Origin of the sequence: Donghicola mangrovi, assembly GCF_013377535.1 — a bacterium.
In the GTDB taxonomy this organism is placed as follows: Bacteria; Pseudomonadota; Alphaproteobacteria; order Rhodobacterales; family Rhodobacteraceae; genus Donghicola; species Donghicola mangrovi.
The window spans coordinates 806,605-824,694 of record NZ_JABCJE010000001.1; the positions used below are offsets into that span (position 1 = coordinate 806,605).

The window sequence follows — 18,090 nt, forward strand, 5'->3', positions numbered from 1 at the left end:
GAAAAGTCACCTAAGCTGCTTAGCGGTCCTGATCCCCCGCGACAAGGCGGGTTTTGACCCTTTATATAAGAGAGACCGCCGAAAGTGTATGGAAATGCCCCGTAAAACCGCTTGTGGCAAATGAGCATCACTTAACTGTTTGTTGCCCCATGCAGACATCGTTGGCTTGCAACAAGGGGGGGGAAGGGTGCATTCAAACTTCATCAAAACCGGTACACCGGATTGGTACGTGCCTTACGACACATGAGGGAAAAAATGAAAAACGTTCTTTTCGCGACCACCGCGCTGATCGCAACCGCTGGCTTCGCGTCGGCAGAAGTAAGCCTGTCGGGTTCGGCAGAAATGGGTATCTTCGGCGGCGACCAGGGTATTGCTGGCTACACTGCAAATGGCGACACCATTCAAAACCGCGCTGACCAGTTCCACACCGACATCGACGTGACCTTCACCCTGTCGGGCGAGTCGGACAACGGCATCACCTTCGGTGCAACCATCGACCTCGACGAAGAAGGCGGTTTCGCTGCTACCAACGGTGGCCCCGAAGCAGTATTCATCTCGGGCGACTTCGGCACCCTGACCATGGGCGACACCGACGGCGCGCTGGACAAAGCTGTTCAGGAAACCGACATCATCGGTGACATCGCTGACGCATCGACCACTCACTCGGTCAAAGGCTTCGGCGGCTTCGACGGTCGTCTGGACGGTCAAGTTGCACGCTACGACTACTCGGTTGCAGGCTTCGGTCTGTCGGTTTCGGCTGAAACCGCTGACAACGGCGTTGCACGTTCGACCTGGGGCTTCGGCTCGACCTACACCGTTGCACTGGGCGGTTCGGACCTGAAACTGGGTGCCGGCTACCAGGGCGGCGAAGACTTCGAAGCATGGGGTCTGTCGGCTGACACCACTCTGGGCGGTGTTCGTCTGGTTGCCAACTACGGCGAAGAAATCACCAACACCATCGGTGCTCTGGACGTAGTTGCAGCACGCTACAACGTTGCAGCAGTTTACACCATGGACGCACTGTCGCTGGGCGCTAACTACGGTGAAGTTCACACCGATGGCGTTTCGACCGACAAAGGCTTCGGTCTGGCAGCCAACTACGATCTGGGCGGCGGTCTGGTTCTGCAAGCTGGCTACGGCGAGCAAGTTGTTGACCTCGTAGGCGTATCGGGCGACGACGTAGTGAACAGCTACTCGCTGGGTCTGGCAATGTCGTTCTAAGATCATCTGATCTTGAATGCGGAAGAGCGGGCTTTTGCCCGCTCTTTTCTTTTGTGCAGCGTCTTTTTTTCTGCATGTGCAAAGGCTATTTCGAGCAGATGTTGCGTAAAGGAATAGTTTATGGCCAAGCCCTCGCCCGCCCAAATCAAGGCTGCCCTGCAGCAAGCGATCAAGCTGCGTCAGACCGGCCAGTTTTCCCAGTCTTTCCAGTTGCTTCAGCAGGTGACGACCGTCGCCCCCCGTTTGGCTGAAGCACATTACCACATGGCGCTGGCCGCCATTGACCTGCACCTGCCGCGCACAGCCGTCAAATCGCTGGCGACCGCAGATCGGCTCAAGCCGAAAACTCCCGAAATTCTGTACACCCTCTGCGAGGCCCAGATGGCCTGCTATCGCCACGAGGATGGACTAAAGACCCTGCGCCGTCTGCGTCAGCTGATGCCCAAGCGTCGCTCGATCATGCTCAAAGAGGCGATGATCCGGATGCAGCTTGGCGAATTCGATTCGTCGAACGAGGTGATCAGCCAGCTGATCGACGGAAACCCCGCCTATGGGGAAAACTACCGCAGCTATGTGCAGCCCCGCCGGATCAAAGAAGATGACCCGATCATCCCCAAGATGCTGGCGGCTTATGAGCGGGACGACCTGACCACGGAGTCGCGCTATCACCTGTGTTACGCCTTGGCCAAGGCCTATGGCGACTTGCGGCAGGATGATAAAGTTTTCAAATACTTGAACGAGGCGAATAGTCTTCAGCGGTCCGCGGACACCCCGAACATGGACGGCGCCGCCGAAGAGGTGGACCGTCTGATCGAGGCGCAGAAAGACGCCGTTATCCCCCCCGCCGTCGAGGGCGAGGATCGCCCCGTTCCGATCTATGTCTGCGGGATGCCGCGGTCGGGCACCACGCTGGTCGAACGCATTCTGGGCCGCCATTCCGAGGTGTCCAGCGCCGAAGAACTGGCGATTGGCAGCAAACTGGCGCGGGCGGCCTTGGGCGGCACCACCAAAGTGCCGGGCCAATTGGGGAACGTGCCGCAGGGTACCTTGGACGCGGTGGCACGCCGGTTGCGGGCCGCGATGGCCGAGTCTGCTGACGGGGACACCAAATATGTCACCGACAAATCCATCATGACCTTCCTGACCATGCCCGCACTGGCGCTGGCGCTGCCGGACGCGCGGTTTGTGGTGGTGCGCCGTGATCCGCGCGACGTGGCGCTGTCGATCTACCGGAACCACTTTGCCGAGGGGACGCACAAATACTCGATGGATTTGGGGGACATTGCCAAGCAGGTCGTCCTGTTCGAGAAATGCGTTGAGGCCTTCCGCGAGCAGATGGGCGACCGCATGATCGAGGTCCAGTACGAAGATTTGGTCGAGGACCCCGATACCCAGATCCCGCGTCTGGTGAAGGGTGTGAATCTGCCGTGGCAGGAGGCGTGCTTGCATCCCGAAGAGGGCGAGGGCGCTGTGCGGACTTTGAGCCTTGGACAGGTGCGCGTGCCGGTTTACAAGTCGGCCAAAGGCGGCTGGCGTCGCTTTGCCGACGACATGAAACCCTTCATCGAGACTTACGAGGCCCTGAGCAATGTCCCTCTCCGAGATTAAGCAACGACTGTCCAAAGCCTGCGCCACCTATGGCCGCAATGAGTCGGACGTCACCCTGATCGCGGTGTCCAAGGTGCAGCCGAACGAGCGCGTCGAAGAGGTCCTGAAAGAGGGGCATCGCGTGTTCGGGGAAAACAAGGTGCAGGAAGCGGCGGGCAAATGGCCCATGTTCCGCGAGACCTATGACGGGATCGAACTGCATCTGATCGGCCCCCTGCAAAGCAACAAGGCCCGTCAGGCGATGGAACTGGCGCAGTCGATCCACACCGTGGACCGTCCGAAAATCGCCATCACGATCGCCCGTCTGGCGCAGGAAATGGGGCAGTGCCCAGAGCTGTTCATTCAGGTGAACACCGGTGAAGAGCCCCAGAAAGCGGGCATCAGCCCCGCCGAGGCGGACGCGTTCATTAAGGAATGCCGCGACATGGATCTGCCGGTGCGCGGGCTGATGTGCATCCCGCCGGTCGAAGAAGAGGCCAGCCTGCACTTTGCCCTGCTGCGGAAAATCGCAGAGCGGAACGGGCTGACCGGCCTGTCGATGGGCATGAGCGATGACTTTGAAAAGGCCATCAGTTTCGGCGCAACCCATGTGCGTGTGGGCTCTGCGATCTTTGGGGCGCGGCACTACGAGTAATGTGACTTGCCCCTGTGCGTGCCAGATGTTCGACTGGCGGCATTGGAATTGGAGTAAGTAATGCGTTTTCGTTTTTTGGTTCTGGCGGCAATTCTGGCTGCGCCGACCGTGGCTTCGGCCGAGATGTCTGTGACCTTTGACTGGGGGAAAATCCCACGCTGTACGACGGGGCGGCCCAACGTGGTGGACAGCCCCCAGTTCGTGCTGAAGGACGTGCCAGAGGGGACTACCCACCTGCTGTTCCGGATGATCGACCGCGATGACACGTGGGCTGATCACGGGCAGAAGAAGCTGAAGCTGAACGCGACGGGGGATGTGACCATTCCGGCGGGCAGCTTCAAATATCTCAGCCCTTGCCCCAAGGGCGCGATCCACACCTATGAATGGCACGTGACCGCGTTCAAAGGCATGAAGCCCGTGATCACTGCTTGGCGTCAGGGCAATTACCCTAACTGATCAGCGGACGATCAGCCGCGTCTCGTATGCGATGCGGCTTGCGATCCAGCGCAGGTCTTGCGGATGGAAGGCCACGCATCCGGCGGTCGGATATCCGGGCCGCCGCCACTGGTGGATAAAGATGGCGCTGCCTTTGCCACGTTCGGCATAGGGCCAGTTCCAGTCGGTGATCAGCACCAGATCGTACAGAGGATCGGCGCGGCGCAGCTTTTCGTGGCTGTGCGGATAGGGCGCGCGGACCATCAGGTTGTAGTCCTGATCCCCCGCATCATCGGACCACAGATCGCGCGGGCCAATGGGCAGGGCCCAGTCGGCAGGGCGGGCCATGCGGTCGGGGCGATAGAGCATCCCGACAATGCGGTGGATGCCGCGCGGGGTGGCGCCGTCGCCCTCGCGTTTGCTGCTGGTGATGCCGCCGCGCCCGATGGTGCAGGGGAAATGGCGGTTCAGGAAACGGACGCCCGTGGGCGTGACCACCAGATCGCGGCTGTTCATAGCAGGTGACCCGACTTTTTCGCTTTGGTCGCGAGGTAGGCCTTGTTCTGCGGGGTCTGGCCCAGAATCAAGGGGACACGCTCGGCAACCTTGATCCCCATCTTCTCCATCATCGCGATTTTGCGGGGGTTGTTGGTCATCAGGCGGACCGAGTCGAAGCCCAGTTTGCGCAGGATCGCCGCTCCGATGCGGAAGTCGCGTTCGTCATCCTCGAACCCCAGACGGTGGTTCGCCTCGACAGTGTCGTAGCCCTGATCTTGAAGGGCATAGGCGCGCATCTTGTTGGCCAGACCGATGCCGCGACCCTCTTGGTTCAGGTACAGCAGGACACCCGCGCCTTGGGCGCCCATCTGGTTCAGGGCGCCGTTCAGCTGCGGGCCACAGTCGCATTTCAGGCTGCCCAGAACGTCGCCGGTAAAGCAGGCCGAATGCAGGCGGGCCAAGACGGGCTCGTCGCGGGAGGGGTTGCCGATCTCGATCGCGTAATGCTCTTCGTTGCCGTCCTCGGGGCGGTAGATGTGCAGGCGTCCGGCTTCGGAGGCGACCATGGGCAGGCGCGCAGCGGCAACGGGGTGCAAGGACGCCTCGGCGGCGATGGCGGGCCCTGCAAGGGGCGCGTCGATCAGGGTCAGGCGGTATTGGGCGGCGAAGGTCTCGGGGTTTTCCAGCGGGACCACCAGCGCGGCAGGCAGCAGGTGCGCGGTTTTCACCAGTTGGATCGCCAAGCGGTGCAGGCTGGCGTCGCCGCCACGGGCAATCTGGAACGGCCCCTTCATCGGCACGTCCATGTCGTGCTTGGGATCAGCCATGGCGCGCACCCACCACAGATCGGCGTCTGCGGGCACGGTGATGCGGGCCAGATCGCCGTCATAGGGCACGGCCTTCAGCGTTTCGGCGCGGCGAGAGGTCAGGACGATGACCGGAGCCTGCCCCAAACTGCGCAGATCGGCCATGCGATCGGCCGACAGGCTTTCGGCGGCCATGACCAGCAGGGCGCTGTCGCCGCGCAGCACAATGGGGACGCCCATGCGCAAATCGCCACGGGCGCGGGCCAGATCCTCGGTGATGTCAGGGGCGAAGGCCATTGTTACCGCTCCTCATCTTGCGTTGCAGGGTTCTGTAACTGTTTGAGCCGGAAATTGAAATAAATCCCTGCGCACCGACACATGGGCGTGAGCGCACTGCCACAAACCTTGTCGTGAAGGTGCGTGAGGCGCATCTGTTTGGAAACGGAAGACAACGGAGAATTCAAATGTCGCAACTGCGTAAGATCCTGCTGGTAGACGACGACGAGGACCTTCGCGAGGCGCTGAGCGAGCAGCTCGTCATGACCGAAGACTTTGACGTATTCGAGGCCGGCAATGGTGTCGAAGCCATGGAGCGCGTCAAGGACGGTCTGTACGATCTGGTGATTCTCGATGTGGGTCTGCCCGACACCGATGGCCGCGAATTGTGTCGCCGCATGCGCAAGCAGGGCGTGAAAAGCCCGATTTTGATGCTGACCGGCCACGATAGTGATGCAGATACGATCTTGGGCCTGGATGCAGGCGCAAACGATTACGTGACCAAGCCGTTCAAATTCCCGGTGCTTCTGGCCCGGATTCGCGCGCAGCTGCGCCAGCATGAACAGAGCGAGGATGCCGTTTTTGTTGTTGGCCCGTATACGTTTAAGCCCTCGATGAAGATGCTGATCACCGCTGATGAAAAGAAGATCCGTCTGACCGAGAAAGAGACCAACATTCTAAAGTTTCTGCACCGCTCGCCCGATGGGGTGGTTGCCAGAGACGTGCTCTTGCATGAAGTATGGGGATACAACGCAGGCGTGACCACGCACACGTTGGAGACGCACATTTACCGGCTTCGCCAAAAAATCGAACCGGATCCGTCGAACGCCCGCCTTCTTGTCACCGAATCCGGCGGCTATCGTCTGAATGCCTAAGCTTTGCGCCAGATCAATGTTTGGCACGGCATATGCAGGCATCCCTGAATTGAAGACCCCGCGCATATCCGGGTTATGATGTGCTTACCTCCCTGTTGGACTTGGCCCGGGCTTCGTGCCCGGGTCTTTTTTATTTCGGGGGTTCGGCTTTCGGTTCGCGGGGGCGGCGGCTATACCGTCGGGGACAAAAGCGAAACACAGGGGGCGACATGACCTTTTCTCTGGCGACGTGGAACATCAACTCGGTCCGGCTGCGGTCCGGTCTGGTCGAGCGTCTGATGACCGAGGATGCCCCTGACGTGCTGTGCCTGCAGGAATGCAAGAGCCCCGTCGATCTGATCCCCATGGAGGCGTTCCATGCGCTGGGGTACCACCACATGATCGCCCGCGGTCAAAAGGGGTACAACGGCGTTGCGATCCTGTCCAAGCAGCCCATCGAAGAGGTGTGCAGCTTTGACTTTGCCGGTCTGGGCCATGCGCGCCACATCGCGGGACGGCTGGAGAACGGCGTGACGGTACATAACTTCTACGTTCCGGCGGGGGGCGACATTCCCGACCGCGAAAAGAACGAGAAATTTGGCCAGAAGCTGGATTACCTGACCGAGATGCGCGACTGGTGGCACGCCAATGCGCCAGAAAAAGCGATCATGGTGGGCGATTTGAACATCGCCCCGCGCGAGGATGACGTCTGGAGCCACAAGCAGCTTCTGAAGATCGTCAGCCACACTCCGATCGAGGTCGAGCATCTGGCGCAGGCGCAGGACGCGGGCAACTGGGTCGATATCACCCGTCAGGACATCCCCGAGGGGCAGATTTACAGCTGGTGGTCCTATCGCGCCAAGGACTGGTCGGGCGCGGACAAAGGCCGCCGTCTGGACCACATCTGGGCCACCAAGGACATTGCGAATGCAGGCCACTCCAGCCGTATCCGCCGCGACGTGCGGGGCTGGGAGCAACCCAGTGACCACGCGCCTGTTTTTGCAAGCTTTGACCTTTGATATTCATATTTGTGCCCTCATATATGGGGCAACAGACCACTAAGGGAATTTGACGATGTTCGAATTGGGACAAGGCACCGCCGCCCCCGCCGACGATCTGATCATGGACGTGAGCGAAGCCGACTTCATGGAAAAGGTCGTTCAGGCCAGCATGACGACCCCCGTTATCGTGGATTTCTGGGCCCCGTGGTGCGGCCCGTGCAAGTCGCTGGGGCCGATGCTGGAAGACGCCGTGAAGGCCGCCAAGGGCGCGGTCAAGATGGCCAAGGTGAACGTGGACGAGAACCAGATGATCGCGGGCCAGCTGCGCGTGCAGTCGATCCCGACCGTCTATGCGTTCTGGCAGGGTCAGCCGGTTGACGGCTTCCAAGGCGCTGTCCCCGGTTCCGAGATCAAGGCGTTCATCGAGCGTCTGGTGCAGACCTCGGGCGGGGATGCCAGCGGCGGTCTGGATGACGCGATCGCGGCTGCCGAAGAAATGATGGAAGCCGGTGCCCATGAGGATGCCGCGCAGGTGTTCGCCGCCGTTCTGGAAGAAGAGCCCAACCACGCCAAGGCCTATGCGGGTCTGGTGCGCGCGCATATCGCGCTGGGTGATCTGGATCAGGCCGAGGCGATCCTGAACGGTGCCCCTGCCGAGATTTCGAAATCGGTCGAGCTGGAGGCCGCCCACGCGCAGCTGGAACTGGCCAAACAGGCCGCGAATGCTGGTCCCGTGGCCGAACTGCGCGCTCAGGTCGAGGCTGATCCGGCGAACCTGCAAGCGCGGTTCGATCTGGCGGGCGCCCTGCTGGCCAACGGCGATGCCGAAGGCGCGGTGAACGAACTGCTGGAACTGTTCCGCAAGGACCGCGAGTGGAATGACGGTGCCGCCAAGGCGCAACTCTTCACCATTTTCGAGGCGCTAAAGCCCAACGATCCGGTCGTCCTGAACGGTCGCCGGAAATTGAGCTCGATGATATTTGCCTGATCGCAGTTGGGGCCTAGGTCATGCGTATGCTGTCATCATCTGATCTGCCCGAAACAATTGCCATTTTCCCGCTACCGGGGGCGCTGCTACTGCCGCGTGCCCGGTTGCCCTTGCATATCTTCGAGCCGCGCTATCTTGCGATGATCGAGGATTGCATGAAAACCTCTCAGCGCCTGATCGGGATGATCCAGCCCGAACGGGGGCCTTCTGGCGGTGCGTCCGGTCTGTGTACGATCGGCTGCGCGGGCCGCCTGACCCAGTTCTCGGAGACCGAGGACGGGCGCTACATGGTCACCCTGTCCGGCGTGTCGCGGTTCCGCATGACCCGCGAGATTGACGGGTTCACCCCCTATCGCCGCTGCGAAGTGGACTGGAGCGGGTTTGAACGTGATCTGGGCAAGCCCGAGGTTGATCCCGATTTCAACCGCGAGCCGTTCATGGATGCGCTCGTGCGCTATTTCGCATCGCAGGATCTGGCGACCGATTGGGACAGCCTTGGCGAGGCGGACGACGAAATGCTGGTGAACGCGCTGTCGATGCTGTGCCCGTTTTCGCCCGAGGACAAGCAGGCCCTGCTCGAAGCCCCTTCATTGACCACGCGGCGCGAGACGCTCATAACGCTGATCGAATACGCCCTGCACAGTGGCAAGGATACCGGAGACTTTCTGCAATGACCCAAGCGCCCGTTTTTGATCGCCGTATGCTAGAGGCTCTGATCTGCCCGCTGACTCACACGACGCTGGAATACGATGCCGAGGCGCAGGAACTGATCTCGAAATCGGCGCAACTGGCGTTCCCGATCCGTGACGGTATCCCGATTATGCTGCCGGACGAGGCCCGCCGCATCGACTGATACGGCGGTTTTCACCGGTTACAGACGTTCGCCGCGGAGTAGACGCGGCACATCTCCGGTCAGGCCCGCAGCCTCGCGGATAAACGTCCGGCGCAGGCGGGGCAGGGCATTCACGACCCCCATCCCCAAGTCGCGACCGATCCGCAGCAGCGGGTTGTCGTTCGAGAAAAGCTTGTTGAACGCGTCCATGGCCAAGGCCATCGAAGTCGCGTCGAACCGGCGCCATTCCTGATAGCGGTCCAGAACAAAGGGGCTGGCGATATCCTCGCCCCGGCGCTGCGCGTCGATCAAGACCTCGGCCAAGGCACCCACGTCTTTGAGACCCGCATTCAGACCTTGCCCCGCGATGGGGTGAACGCCATGCGCGGCATCCCCGATCAGCGCCACACGCTCGGCGACAAAGCTGTTCGCGATTGTGATGTTCAGCGGATAAGTGAACCGTTTGCCCGCCAGTCTTATTTCGCCAAGGAAATCGCCGAAGCGGGGGCGTAAGACTTCGATATAGCTGGCGTCGTCCAGAGCATTAATCGCGGCGGCCTGATCGGTGCGCTCGCTCCAGACGATGGAGCTGACGTTGCCCTTCAGCGGCAGGATGGCCAGCGGACCGGGGGGCATAAAGAACTGATGCGCAATGCCGTTGTGGGCCAGTTCGTGCTCGATCGCGCAGACCAGAGCGGTCTGGTTATAGTCCCACCCGCTGCGCTTGATCCCTGCGCGGGCCTGCACGCCGCTACGGCGGCCATCGGCGCCGACCAGCAAGCGGGTGCGCAGGGTGTCGCCATTGTCCAGCGTGACGGTGACTCCGGTGCTGTCCACCGCCTGATCCGTTGCGGCGCGGCCGGAAATCTGTGTGATGTTCGGCTCGGCCGCCATCGCGGCCAGCAGGACGGGGCGCAAGTGGCGATCCTCGACCATATAGCCCATGGGGCCTTCTTCGATTTCGGCGTGGTCGAAATGCATCCAGAACGGGGCGGGGCCTTCTCCAGCGCGGCCGTCGGTGACCTTGATCTCCAGCATGGGTTGGGCTTTGTCCGCCAGATCACCCCACAGGCCAAGCGCCCTCAGCAGCCGGTGGCTGGCCAGCGACAGCGCATAAGAACGCCCGTCAAAGCCGCCATCCGCGCGCGTTTCGGCGGGCAGGGCGTCGATGATGGTTACCGTCAGGCCCTGTTGGGCCAGTGCAAGCGCCAAGGATGGGCCAGCCAGCCCACCGCCGACGATCAGGATGTCACTCGTCTGGGTCATGCCTTGCAATATGCTCTGCCCGTCGGGATTGTCCACGGCATAGCGCAGGGATAGGGTCCATCTGCGGCAAATAGACGGAGGCAGCAATGCAGGACTGGTTGACCCAAAGCGCAGCGGACCAAGGGCGCGCAATCGGCGCAGGCAAACTGGACCCTGTGGCCCTGACCGAAGCCTATCTAGCGGCGATCCGCGCCCACGAATTCGGCGACCGGATCTATGCCCGCCTGACCCCCGAACGCGCCGTGGCCGAGGCGGAGGCCGCCGCGATCCGCGCGAAAAACGGCGTGCGGCGCGGGATTCTGGACGGTGTGCCGATCAGCTGGAAGGACCTATTCGACAGCGCAGGCGTCGCAACCGAGGCAGGCAGCGCCCTGCTGGCGGGGCGGGTGCCGGAAGCGGATGCTCTGGTCTTGGCCGAGGCGACCTTGCAAGGCGCGGTTTGTCTGGGCAAAACCCACATGACGGAACTAGCGTTCTCGGGGCTTGGGCTGAACCCTGTCACCGCCAGCCCGCCCAACGTGAATGACGCCGCCTGTGTGTCCGGTGGTTCGTCGTCCGGCGCGGCGGCCTCGGTGGCTTGGGGCTTAGCGGCTGCGGGGATTGGCTCGGACACGGGCGGGTCCGTGCGCGTGCCGTCGTGCTGGAACGATTTGGTGGGGCTAAAGACGACCTCTGGCCTGATCCCGCTGAAGGGGGTCGTGCCCTTGGCTGCGAAGTTCGACACCATCGGCCCGCTGGCCCGCACGGTAGAGGACGCGGCGATCCTGTTCGCCATGCTGACAGGTGGCAAGGCCCCGGATTTGGGCGGCAGCACCCTTTCGGGCCGCCGGTTTGCGGTGCTGCGGACGGTGGCCTTGGACGGGCTTCAGGATGCACCTGCGCGGGGCTTCCAGACCGCGCTGCGCAAGCTAGAGGCCGCGGGCGCCATTCTGACCGAAATCGACGCCCCCGAAGTGGCCGAGATGATGGCGCTGGCCGGCGTGATCTACACCCCCGAGACCTATGGCACGTGGGGCGAACTGATCGAAAGTGCCCCCGACAAGATGTATCCCCCCGTGCTGGAGCGGTTCCGCAGTGGGCGCGACCATTCGGGGCACGCCTATGTCGCGGCGTGGCATAAACTGGATGCGCTGCGCATCCGGTATGCGGAACGGGTCGCGGGTTATGACGCGGTGCTGGTGCCGACCGTGGCCAGCCTGCCGCCGCGCATCGACGCGGTGTCGGCGGATGCGGCGCTGTTTACCTCGGAAAACCTGCTGGCGCTGCGCAACACCCGCATCGGGAACCTGACCGGCGGGGCCGCGCTGACCCTGCCCACGGGCGTTCCCGGCACGGGGATCAGCCTGATGGGGCCGGCGCTCAGCGAACGGCGTCTGCTGCATCTGGGGGCGGCAGCCGAAGCCGCCCTTCGCGCCTGAAAAGTCACACATACGAATGGGTCGAAGCCTGAACTGGACGTGAAGGCTCGGCTTAGCTATTCTTGCCACAAAACAAAGGGCCAAATGGCCCTGATAAGAGGCAAATAGCAGGACCCATGACAAACGACCCGTTCCCCGAGCGGTTTGCGTCGCTTCCCCCGTATGCGTTCCCTCGTCTGCGAGCGCTGCTGGATCACCACAAGGCTGGTGGCGACGTAATCCACATGACCATTGGCGAGCCGAAACACGCCTTTCCCGCTTGGGTGGGCGAGGTCATCGCGGCCAATGTGGACGGGTTCAACAAGTACCCCCCGAACGAAGGCACGCCCGAACTGCGCGGGGCTATCGCGGGCTGGGTTCATCGCAGATATGGTGTCGAGATTGATCCCGAGACCCAGATTTTGCCTCTGAACGGCACGCGCGAGGGTCTGTATAACGTCGGCATGGCCCTGTGCCCCGAGCAGAAAAACGGCCAGCGCCCCACGGTTCTGATGCCTAATCCGTTCTATCAGGTCTACATGATCTCCTCGATCAGTGCGGGGGCCGAGCCTGTGTTCGTGCCCGCCACCGCCGAGACCGGCCACCTGCCCGATTTCGCCAGCCTGCCCGCCAATGTGCTGGACCGTGCGGCGATGCTGTACATCTGTTCGCCCGCGAATCCCCAAGGCGCGGTGGCGTCGGAATCATACTGGCGCGACCTGATTGCCTTGGCCGAGAAGCACGACATCCGCATTCTGGCGGACGAGTGCTATTCCGAGATTTACCGCGACACCCCGCCGACCGGCGCGCTGGAAGTGGCCGCCAAGATGGGTGCGCACCCCGAACGCGTGGTGATTTTCCATTCGCTGTCCAAGCGGTCCAACCTGCCGGGTCTGCGGTCGGGCTTTGCCGTGGGCGGGCCAGAGTGCATCAAGCACATGAAGCAGCTGCGGAACTATTCCGGTGCGCCGCTGCCCCTGCCGATCCAGCGCGTGTCCGAGCGCGTCTGGGCCGACGAGGACCACGTGATCGAGAACCGCCGCCTGTATCGCGAGAAGTTCGAGATTGCCGACGAAATTCTGGGGAACACGCCGGGCTACATGTCGCCCGAGGCGGGGTTCTTTCTGTGGTTGCGCGTGCCCAATGGCGAAGAAGCAGCCCTGAAACTGTGGAAAGAGACCGGTGTGCGCGTGCTGCCGGGGCGCTATCTGAGCCGCCCCGACGACAACGGCGTCAGCCCCGGCGACGAATATATCCGGGTGGCTCTGGTCGCTTCGGCAGATGAGGTGCGCCGCGGCCTGACCGCGATCAAGGCGTGTCTGTACGACTAAAAAGGCGGAGGAACGATGGCATATCAGACTAGGCAACGTGATCCTCTGCTGGACAGCTCGACCCAGGAGATCATCGAAAAACGGGGCAAGGAACTGTTCGGCATGGCGCTGTTGGCGCTGGGCTTGGCAGGGGCGGCCATGAGCCTGACCTATACGCCGTCGGACCCGTCGTTCCTGTCGGCGACCGACGCGCCGGTCCAGAACATGCTGGGCCGCACGGGGGCCTCGATCGCGGCGCCGGTGTTCATGATCATCGGTTGGGGCGCGCTGGCCTTTGTCGCGCTGCTGATCGGATGGGGCCTGCGGTTTGTGCTGCATCGCGGGGCGGATCGCGCCGTGTCGCGCCTGATGATGGCGCCCGTGTGGGTCGTGCTGTGTGCGATGTATGCCTCTTCGCTGTCGCCCTCCGAAGCGTGGACGCAGGACAGCGGTCTGGGAGGCCACCTTGGCGATATGCTGATGGGGATGATGCTGGCGATCGCGCCGATCAACACCGGCATTGCGCTGAAAATCGTGTCGCTGATCCTAGGGCCGGCGGTGCTGGCGCTTGCGGCGACGGTTCTGGGCTTTACCAAGGACGAGCTGAAGCGCGGCGGCACCTTCCTGTGGCACGGTCTGATCCATACCTATGACGGGTTCATGCGCCTCTTGGGCCGTGGGGCCGGTGGCGCTGTGGCCCAAGCCCGCGCCATGAGCGCGCGCCGCAGCACAGCCAGCGACTATGCCGTTGTCGAAGAGGAATACGCGCCCGAACGCACCAGCCGTGTGATCCGCCGCGATGCCTATGAAGAAGACAACGACTTTGTCATCGACGACGAAGAGCCCGAGACCCAAGGCGGTCTGCGCGGCCTGATGCCCGGCCTGCTGAAACGCAAGGGCCCCGTTGCGATGCCCGAACCCGAGCTGGTGGAAAACCACGGCCCCGATCACGAGGTCGAAGCCCCCGCCGAAGAGCGTGTGCGCGCCCGTATCACCAGCGTTGTCCGTGCCCGTGCCCGCCACGACCAGCACGAGGACACCCCGCTGACCAAGGGTCGTGGCCGCCGTCCCGATCCGTTGATTCTGGACACCAGCCAGCCCTCGCGCCGCCGTGGCGAGCCGCCGCTGACCGCCCGCGCCGAACCCGCTATGACCGTGCCGATGCACGTGACTTCGGAGGCGACTGTGCAATACGCCAAGGCCCACATGGACCCTGTCGTCGCCGAAATGCCCGAGTCGCCGGTTGCCGTGGCAACCGAAGCAGCCGCTATGGGCATGGAAAATCTGGCCGGTATCCAGATCGCGCTACATGACGGGTCTGAACGGATCAACCTGCCGCTGGCCCCCGCGCCGGAGCCCGAGCAGGCGCAGGCCTATGCCGCCGAAGCCGACTATGACGACGGCATGGAAGTTGACGAATACCGCGACGATTATCAGGAAGACTACGCTGCGGATGATTACGCGCAGGATGACTATGGTCAGGACGATTACGGTCAGGACAGCTATGCGGCGCAGGCCGCCCCTGTCACGCCGCGTCCCCAGACCGTGATTCCCGCCCGCAGTTCCTATGAGCCGCGCAGCGTTGTGCCGATCTACCACTCGCCCGAGGACGAATACGAGCTGCCCCCGCTGGATCTGCTGACCCGTCCCGACAGCGTGGAGCGCTACACCCTGTCCAACGACGCGCTCGAAGAGAACGCGCGGATGCTGGAAAATGTGCTGGATGACTACGGTATCAAAGGCGAAATCGTCAGTGTTCGCCCTGGTCCTGTTGTCACCATGTATGAATTGGAGCCTGCGCCCGGCCTCAAGGCCAGCCGTGTGATCGGCTTGGCGGACGATATTGCGCGCTCGATGTCGGCCCTGTCGGCCCGTGTCTCCACCGTGCCCGGCCGCAGCGTCATCGGGATCGAACTGCCGAACGAAAAGCGCGAGATGGTCGTCTTCCGCGAGATCCTGTCGAGCCGCGCGTTCGACGATCACAAGCTGAAGCTGCCCTTGGCACTGGGCAAGGACATCGGCGGTGATCCGATTGTCGCGAACCTGGCCAAGATGCCTCACCTCCTGATCGCGGGCACCACGGGTTCAGGTAAGTCGGTGGCGATCAACACCATGATCCTGTCGCTGCTGTACCGTCTGACGCCGGACGAATGCCGCCTGATCATGATCGACCCCAAGATGCTGGAACTGTCGGTCTATGACGGCATCCCGCACTTGCTGTCGCCCGTTGTGACCGACCCGAAAAAGGCTGTCGTCGCCCTGAAATGGGTCGTTGCCGAGATGGAAGAGCGTTACCGCAAGATGTCCAAGATGGGCGTGCGGAACATCGACGGCTACAATGGTCGAGTAAAGGATGCCCTGTCCAAGGGCGAGATGTTCAGCCGTACGGTCCAGACCGGCTTTGACGAGGAAACCGGCGATCCGGTCTTCGAGACCGAGGAATTCGCACCCGAGGCGATGCCCTATATCGTCGTGATCGTCGACGAGATGGCCGACCTGATGATGGTCGCGGGCAAAGAGATCGAAGCCTGCATCCAGCGTCTGGCACAGATGGCCCGTGCGTCCGGTATCCACCTGATCATGGCGACCCAGCGTCCGTCGGTGGACGTGATCACCGGTACGATCAAGGCGAACTTCCCGACCCGTATTTCCTTCCAGGTGACGTCAAAGATCGACAGCCGCACCATTCTGGGGGAGCAGGGCGCCGAGCAGCTCTTGGGTATGGGTGACATGCTGTACATGGCCGGTGGTGGCCGTATCCAGCGTTGCCACGGTCCCTTTGTCAGCGACGAGGAAGTCGAGGAAATCGTCAACCACCTCAAGGCATATGGCCCGCCCGCCTATGTCAGCGGTGTGCAGTCCGGCCCCGACGCAGAGCGGGAATCGGAACTGGATGCGGTTCTTGGCCTGAACACCGGCGGCAACACGGGGGGCGAGGATGCCCTATACGACCAAGCCGTCCAGATCGTGATCAAGGACCGCAAGTGCTCGACCAGCTACATCCAGCGCAAACTGGGCATCGGCTATAACAAGGCCGCGCGTCTGGTCGAACAGATGGAAGAGAACTCGCTGGTCAGCCCCGCCAACCACGTGGGCAAGCGCGAAATTCTGGTCCCCGAGCAAGACTAGAAATGTGACAGGCAACTTACTGCCTTGTGAAAACGTTGGGGGCTGTATGAAACACATACAGCCCTTATTTATTGAGACATGAAAAGACGCACCTTTGTCATTGCGCCCCTCGTTGGTGCCCTGCTGAGCATCGCTGCGCCCGCGTTTGCGGCGCCGATCTCTTTGAACCGCCTGTCGGCCTATCTGAATGACCTTCAGACGGTGAAGGGCGACTTTACCCAAGTGAATGCGGACGGCAGCATCGATACGGGGACGATCTATATCCGTCGCCCCGGTCGCGCGCGGTTCGAATACAACAAGCCCAACAATGCGCTGGTGATGGCTGGCGGCAGTCAGGTGGCGGTGTTCGACCCCGTTTCCCCCGAAAGCGCGAACATCTACCCGCTGAACCGCACCCCGCTGAGCATCATTCTGGCGCGGAACGTCAATTTGGGTCAGGCCAAGATGGTTGTGGATCACCGTCAGGTGGACAACACCACCGTGGTCAAGGCGCAGGACCCCGCCCATCCCGAATACGGGAATATCCAGCTGGTGTTCACGGACAATCCTGTCCAGCTGCGTCAGTGGATCATCACGGACGACAGCGGCAACCAGACGACGATGATTCTGGGGGATACGAAAACAGGCATGAGCCTGAGCAACGAGCTGTTCAACATCCAGCACGAGCAGGGCAAGCGGCAGTACCGCTAACCCCTATTGTGGCGGCCGTCGCTTAGTAGCGGCGGCACGCGATCAGTTGGGCCTGATAGGTCTGGGCACGTTCCGCCACGCGGGTCGCCACGTTCATCAACCACGCTTTGGACCGGTAGCTGCCACGGGCAAAGCCGCTGTGGCCCTCGTGATAGGCCAGATACTGGTTGCGGGCGTCATACATGGGGATGCCGTTTTTCTGCACGGTCTTGGTCATGTACCAACCCATGAAATCGGTCGCATCCTCGATGTCGTCGCGGCGGGCACGGCGGTTGCGCGTTTCCTTCTGGTACTGCTCCCACGTGCCATCCAGCGCCTGCGAATACCCGTAGGCCGAGCTGACCCGACCCATGGGAATCACACCAAGCGCATAGCTGCGCGGGGTCTTGGCATTGCCGATAAATTTGCTCTCCTGATGGATCATCGCCATCAGAACGGGAACGGGTGCGCCGTATTTCCGCTCGGCCCGCTGCATTGCCTTCAGGTAGTGAGGGCGTTCGCGGACGATCGCGCAGGCATTGTCCAGTTCACGCGGAGCACGGTGATCGCCACCGCCACCGCAGGATGCCAGCAGCAGAATTAACATCAGGGCGCGGAAGGGTCTGCTCATGTGCCTCTCTCGCATTTTATTTATCCACAGTATAAGCAATCCGACAGGTAACGGCAAATCACACTGTGCAAGAAACCGCCTTTGCCCCATTGAAAGATCGGTACACATGACCATCTAGTGGGGTCTTGAAAAATTACAGTCCATGTGCCGGAATCACCGGTGGCCCCTTGCAGGCTTGGGATGAGACAGATAGGGCCGCAGTCATGCAGACGTTTCGCGCAAAATACCATCTGGGGCAGGTCGTCCGCCATCGAAAGCACCCGTTTCGCGGGGTGATCTTTGATGTCGATCCCGAATTCTCAAATACCGAGGAATGGTACGAATCCATCCCCGAGGACACCCGCCCCGATCGGGACCAGCCCTACTACCACCTCTTTGCCGAGAACGAGACCACCTACTACGTGGCCTATGTGTCCGAGCAGAATCTGGTCGTGGATGATTCCGGTGAACCCGTGGACCATCCCGACATCGCTGAGATGTTCGGCCCCTATTCCGACGGGTTTTACCCGCTGCATGTCCAGCTGAACTGAACCCG

The 18,090-nt window shown here is 61.9% G+C and carries 18 protein-coding genes; 14 read left to right on the forward strand and 4 right to left on the reverse strand.

Features of this window, described 5'->3' with window-relative positions; all coding sequences use genetic code 11:
- Window positions 1–255: 255 nt before the first annotated feature.
- The 4 genes from HJ536_RS04090 (at window position 256) to HJ536_RS04105 (ending at window position 3,919) form a co-directional block, all read left to right on the forward strand.
- Window positions 256–1,221 carry a porin gene (locus tag HJ536_RS04090; protein ID WP_177156757.1) on the forward strand — a complete coding sequence of 322 codons (966 nt, stop codon included), beginning with the start codon at window positions 256–258 and terminating at the stop codon, window positions 1,219–1,221.
- 120 nt (window positions 1,222–1,341) lie between these two features.
- Window positions 1,342–2,829 carry a tetratricopeptide repeat-containing sulfotransferase family protein gene (locus HJ536_RS04095; RefSeq protein WP_177156758.1) on the forward strand — a complete coding sequence of 496 codons (1,488 nt, stop codon included), beginning with the start codon at window positions 1,342–1,344 and terminating at the stop codon, window positions 2,827–2,829.
- Window positions 2,810–3,463: a YggS family pyridoxal phosphate-dependent enzyme gene (locus HJ536_RS04100; RefSeq protein WP_177156759.1), complete on the forward strand. Its 654-nt coding sequence runs from the start codon at window positions 2,810–2,812 to the stop codon at window positions 3,461–3,463. The genes HJ536_RS04095 and HJ536_RS04100 overlap by 20 nt, the downstream gene beginning before the upstream one ends.
- A 60-nt stretch (window positions 3,464–3,523) precedes the next feature.
- Window positions 3,524–3,919, forward strand: a complete 396-nt coding sequence (locus HJ536_RS04105; RefSeq protein ID WP_177156760.1) for a hypothetical protein — start codon at window positions 3,524–3,526, stop codon at window positions 3,917–3,919.
- On the opposite strand, the gene HJ536_RS04110 is transcribed toward HJ536_RS04105, so the two are convergent.
- Window positions 3,920–4,414 carry a L,D-transpeptidase family protein gene (locus tag HJ536_RS04110; protein WP_177156761.1) on the reverse strand — a complete coding sequence of 165 codons (495 nt, stop codon included), beginning with the start codon at window positions 4,412–4,414 and terminating at the stop codon, window positions 3,920–3,922.
- A complete protein-coding gene (ribA, locus tag HJ536_RS04115) occupies window positions 4,411–5,499 on the reverse strand; it encodes a GTP cyclohydrolase II (RefSeq protein ID WP_177156762.1) in 1,089 nt (362 codons plus the stop codon). Before ribA ends, HJ536_RS04110 begins: the two co-directional genes overlap by 4 nt.
- A 167-nt stretch (window positions 5,500–5,666) precedes the next feature.
- Here ribA and HJ536_RS04120 point away from each other — a divergent pair, with 167 nt between their 5' ends.
- From HJ536_RS04120 to HJ536_RS04140, 5 genes are all read left to right on the forward strand, one after another.
- A complete protein-coding gene (locus HJ536_RS04120) occupies window positions 5,667–6,353 on the forward strand; it encodes a response regulator transcription factor (protein WP_176852290.1) in 687 nt (228 codons plus the stop codon).
- Between the two features lie 209 nt (window positions 6,354–6,562).
- Complete coding sequence (locus tag HJ536_RS04125) at window positions 6,563–7,351, forward strand: exodeoxyribonuclease III (protein WP_177156763.1); 789 nt, start codon at window positions 6,563–6,565, stop codon at window positions 7,349–7,351.
- 55 nt (window positions 7,352–7,406) lie between these two features.
- A complete protein-coding gene (gene trxA / locus HJ536_RS04130; RefSeq protein WP_177156764.1) occupies window positions 7,407–8,321 on the forward strand; it encodes a thioredoxin in 915 nt (304 codons plus the stop codon).
- Window positions 8,322–8,347: 26 nt separating this feature from the next.
- A complete protein-coding gene (locus HJ536_RS04135) occupies window positions 8,348–8,995 on the forward strand; it encodes an LON peptidase substrate-binding domain-containing protein (RefSeq protein ID WP_176852287.1) in 648 nt (215 codons plus the stop codon).
- The gene (locus HJ536_RS04140; RefSeq protein WP_177156765.1) at window positions 8,992–9,174 is read left to right on the forward strand and encodes a Trm112 family protein; all 183 of its coding nucleotides are present in this window, start codon (window positions 8,992–8,994) and stop codon (window positions 9,172–9,174) included. The genes HJ536_RS04135 and HJ536_RS04140 overlap by 4 nt, the downstream gene beginning before the upstream one ends.
- Window positions 9,175–9,192: 18 nt before the next feature.
- Here HJ536_RS04140 and HJ536_RS04145 read toward each other — a convergent pair whose 3' ends face one another.
- On the reverse strand, window positions 9,193–10,419 hold the full coding sequence (locus HJ536_RS04145) for an FAD-dependent monooxygenase (RefSeq protein ID WP_177156766.1): 1,227 nt from the start codon (window positions 10,417–10,419) through the stop codon (window positions 9,193–9,195).
- A gap of 86 nt (window positions 10,420–10,505) precedes the next feature.
- Between HJ536_RS04145 and HJ536_RS04150 the strand changes: the two genes are divergently transcribed.
- The 4 genes from HJ536_RS04150 (at window position 10,506) to HJ536_RS04165 (ending at window position 16,945) form a co-directional block, all read left to right on the forward strand.
- Window positions 10,506–11,837: an amidase gene (locus tag HJ536_RS04150; RefSeq protein ID WP_177156767.1), complete on the forward strand. Its 1,332-nt coding sequence runs from the start codon at window positions 10,506–10,508 to the stop codon at window positions 11,835–11,837.
- Window positions 11,838–11,953: 116 nt separating this feature from the next.
- Window positions 11,954–13,147 (forward strand): aminotransferase class I/II-fold pyridoxal phosphate-dependent enzyme, encoded by a 1,194-nt coding sequence (locus HJ536_RS04155; RefSeq protein ID WP_177156768.1) that lies wholly within the window; start codon window positions 11,954–11,956, stop codon window positions 13,145–13,147.
- Window positions 13,148–13,162: 15 nt separating this feature from the next.
- Window positions 13,163–16,255 carry a DNA translocase FtsK gene (locus HJ536_RS04160; RefSeq protein WP_177156769.1) on the forward strand — a complete coding sequence of 1,031 codons (3,093 nt, stop codon included), beginning with the start codon at window positions 13,163–13,165 and terminating at the stop codon, window positions 16,253–16,255.
- A 78-nt stretch (window positions 16,256–16,333) separates the two neighbouring features.
- Window positions 16,334–16,945 (forward strand): LolA family protein, encoded by a 612-nt coding sequence (locus HJ536_RS04165; RefSeq protein ID WP_177156770.1) that lies wholly within the window; start codon window positions 16,334–16,336, stop codon window positions 16,943–16,945.
- 22 nt (window positions 16,946–16,967) lie between these two features.
- Here the strand turns inward: HJ536_RS04165 and HJ536_RS04170 are convergent, their stop codons facing one another.
- Window positions 16,968–17,555: a transglycosylase SLT domain-containing protein gene (locus HJ536_RS04170; protein ID WP_176852280.1), complete on the reverse strand. Its 588-nt coding sequence runs from the start codon at window positions 17,553–17,555 to the stop codon at window positions 16,968–16,970.
- A 203-nt stretch (window positions 17,556–17,758) separates the two neighbouring features.
- Here HJ536_RS04170 and hspQ point away from each other — a divergent pair, with 203 nt between their 5' ends.
- Window positions 17,759–18,085, forward strand: a complete 327-nt coding sequence (gene hspQ / locus HJ536_RS04175; protein ID WP_177156771.1) for a heat shock protein HspQ — start codon at window positions 17,759–17,761, stop codon at window positions 18,083–18,085.
- Window positions 18,086–18,090 lie beyond the last annotated feature (5 nt).

Excerpts from the sequence above, each read along its gene's own strand:
- HJ536_RS04160 (WP_177156769.1), top strand. The coding sequence starts at position 13,163 with ATGGCATATCAGACTAGGCAACGTGATCCTCTGCTGGACAGCTCGACC.
- HJ536_RS04135 (WP_176852287.1), top strand. The coding sequence starts at position 8,348 with ATGCTGTCATCATCTGATCTGCCCGAAACAATTGCCATTTTCCCGCTA.
- HJ536_RS04090 (WP_177156757.1), top strand. The coding sequence starts at position 256 with ATGAAAAACGTTCTTTTCGCGACCACCGCGCTGATCGCAACCGCTGGC.
- HJ536_RS04125 (WP_177156763.1), top strand. The coding sequence starts at position 6,563 with ATGACCTTTTCTCTGGCGACGTGGAACATCAACTCGGTCCGGCTGCGG.
- trxA (WP_177156764.1), top strand. The coding sequence starts at position 7,407 with ATGTTCGAATTGGGACAAGGCACCGCCGCCCCCGCCGACGATCTGATC.
- HJ536_RS04165 (WP_177156770.1), top strand. The coding sequence starts at position 16,334 with ATGAAAAGACGCACCTTTGTCATTGCGCCCCTCGTTGGTGCCCTGCTG.
- HJ536_RS04150 (WP_177156767.1), top strand. The coding sequence starts at position 10,506 with ATGCAGGACTGGTTGACCCAAAGCGCAGCGGACCAAGGGCGCGCAATC.
- HJ536_RS04170 (WP_176852280.1), bottom strand. The coding sequence starts at position 17,555 with ATGAGCAGACCCTTCCGCGCCCTGATGTTAATTCTGCTGCTGGCATCC.
- HJ536_RS04110 (WP_177156761.1), bottom strand. The coding sequence starts at position 4,414 with ATGAACAGCCGCGATCTGGTGGTCACGCCCACGGGCGTCCGTTTCCTG.
- HJ536_RS04140 (WP_177156765.1), top strand. The coding sequence starts at position 8,992 with ATGACCCAAGCGCCCGTTTTTGATCGCCGTATGCTAGAGGCTCTGATC.
- HJ536_RS04155 (WP_177156768.1), top strand. The coding sequence starts at position 11,954 with ATGACAAACGACCCGTTCCCCGAGCGGTTTGCGTCGCTTCCCCCGTAT.
- hspQ (WP_177156771.1), top strand. The coding sequence starts at position 17,759 with ATGCAGACGTTTCGCGCAAAATACCATCTGGGGCAGGTCGTCCGCCAT.
- ribA (WP_177156762.1), bottom strand. The coding sequence starts at position 5,499 with ATGGCCTTCGCCCCTGACATCACCGAGGATCTGGCCCGCGCCCGTGGC.
- HJ536_RS04095 (WP_177156758.1), top strand. The coding sequence starts at position 1,342 with ATGGCCAAGCCCTCGCCCGCCCAAATCAAGGCTGCCCTGCAGCAAGCG.
- HJ536_RS04120 (WP_176852290.1), top strand. The coding sequence starts at position 5,667 with ATGTCGCAACTGCGTAAGATCCTGCTGGTAGACGACGACGAGGACCTT.
- HJ536_RS04145 (WP_177156766.1), bottom strand. The coding sequence starts at position 10,419 with ATGACCCAGACGAGTGACATCCTGATCGTCGGCGGTGGGCTGGCTGGC.
- HJ536_RS04100 (WP_177156759.1), top strand. The coding sequence starts at position 2,810 with ATGTCCCTCTCCGAGATTAAGCAACGACTGTCCAAAGCCTGCGCCACC.
- HJ536_RS04105 (WP_177156760.1), top strand. The coding sequence starts at position 3,524 with ATGCGTTTTCGTTTTTTGGTTCTGGCGGCAATTCTGGCTGCGCCGACC.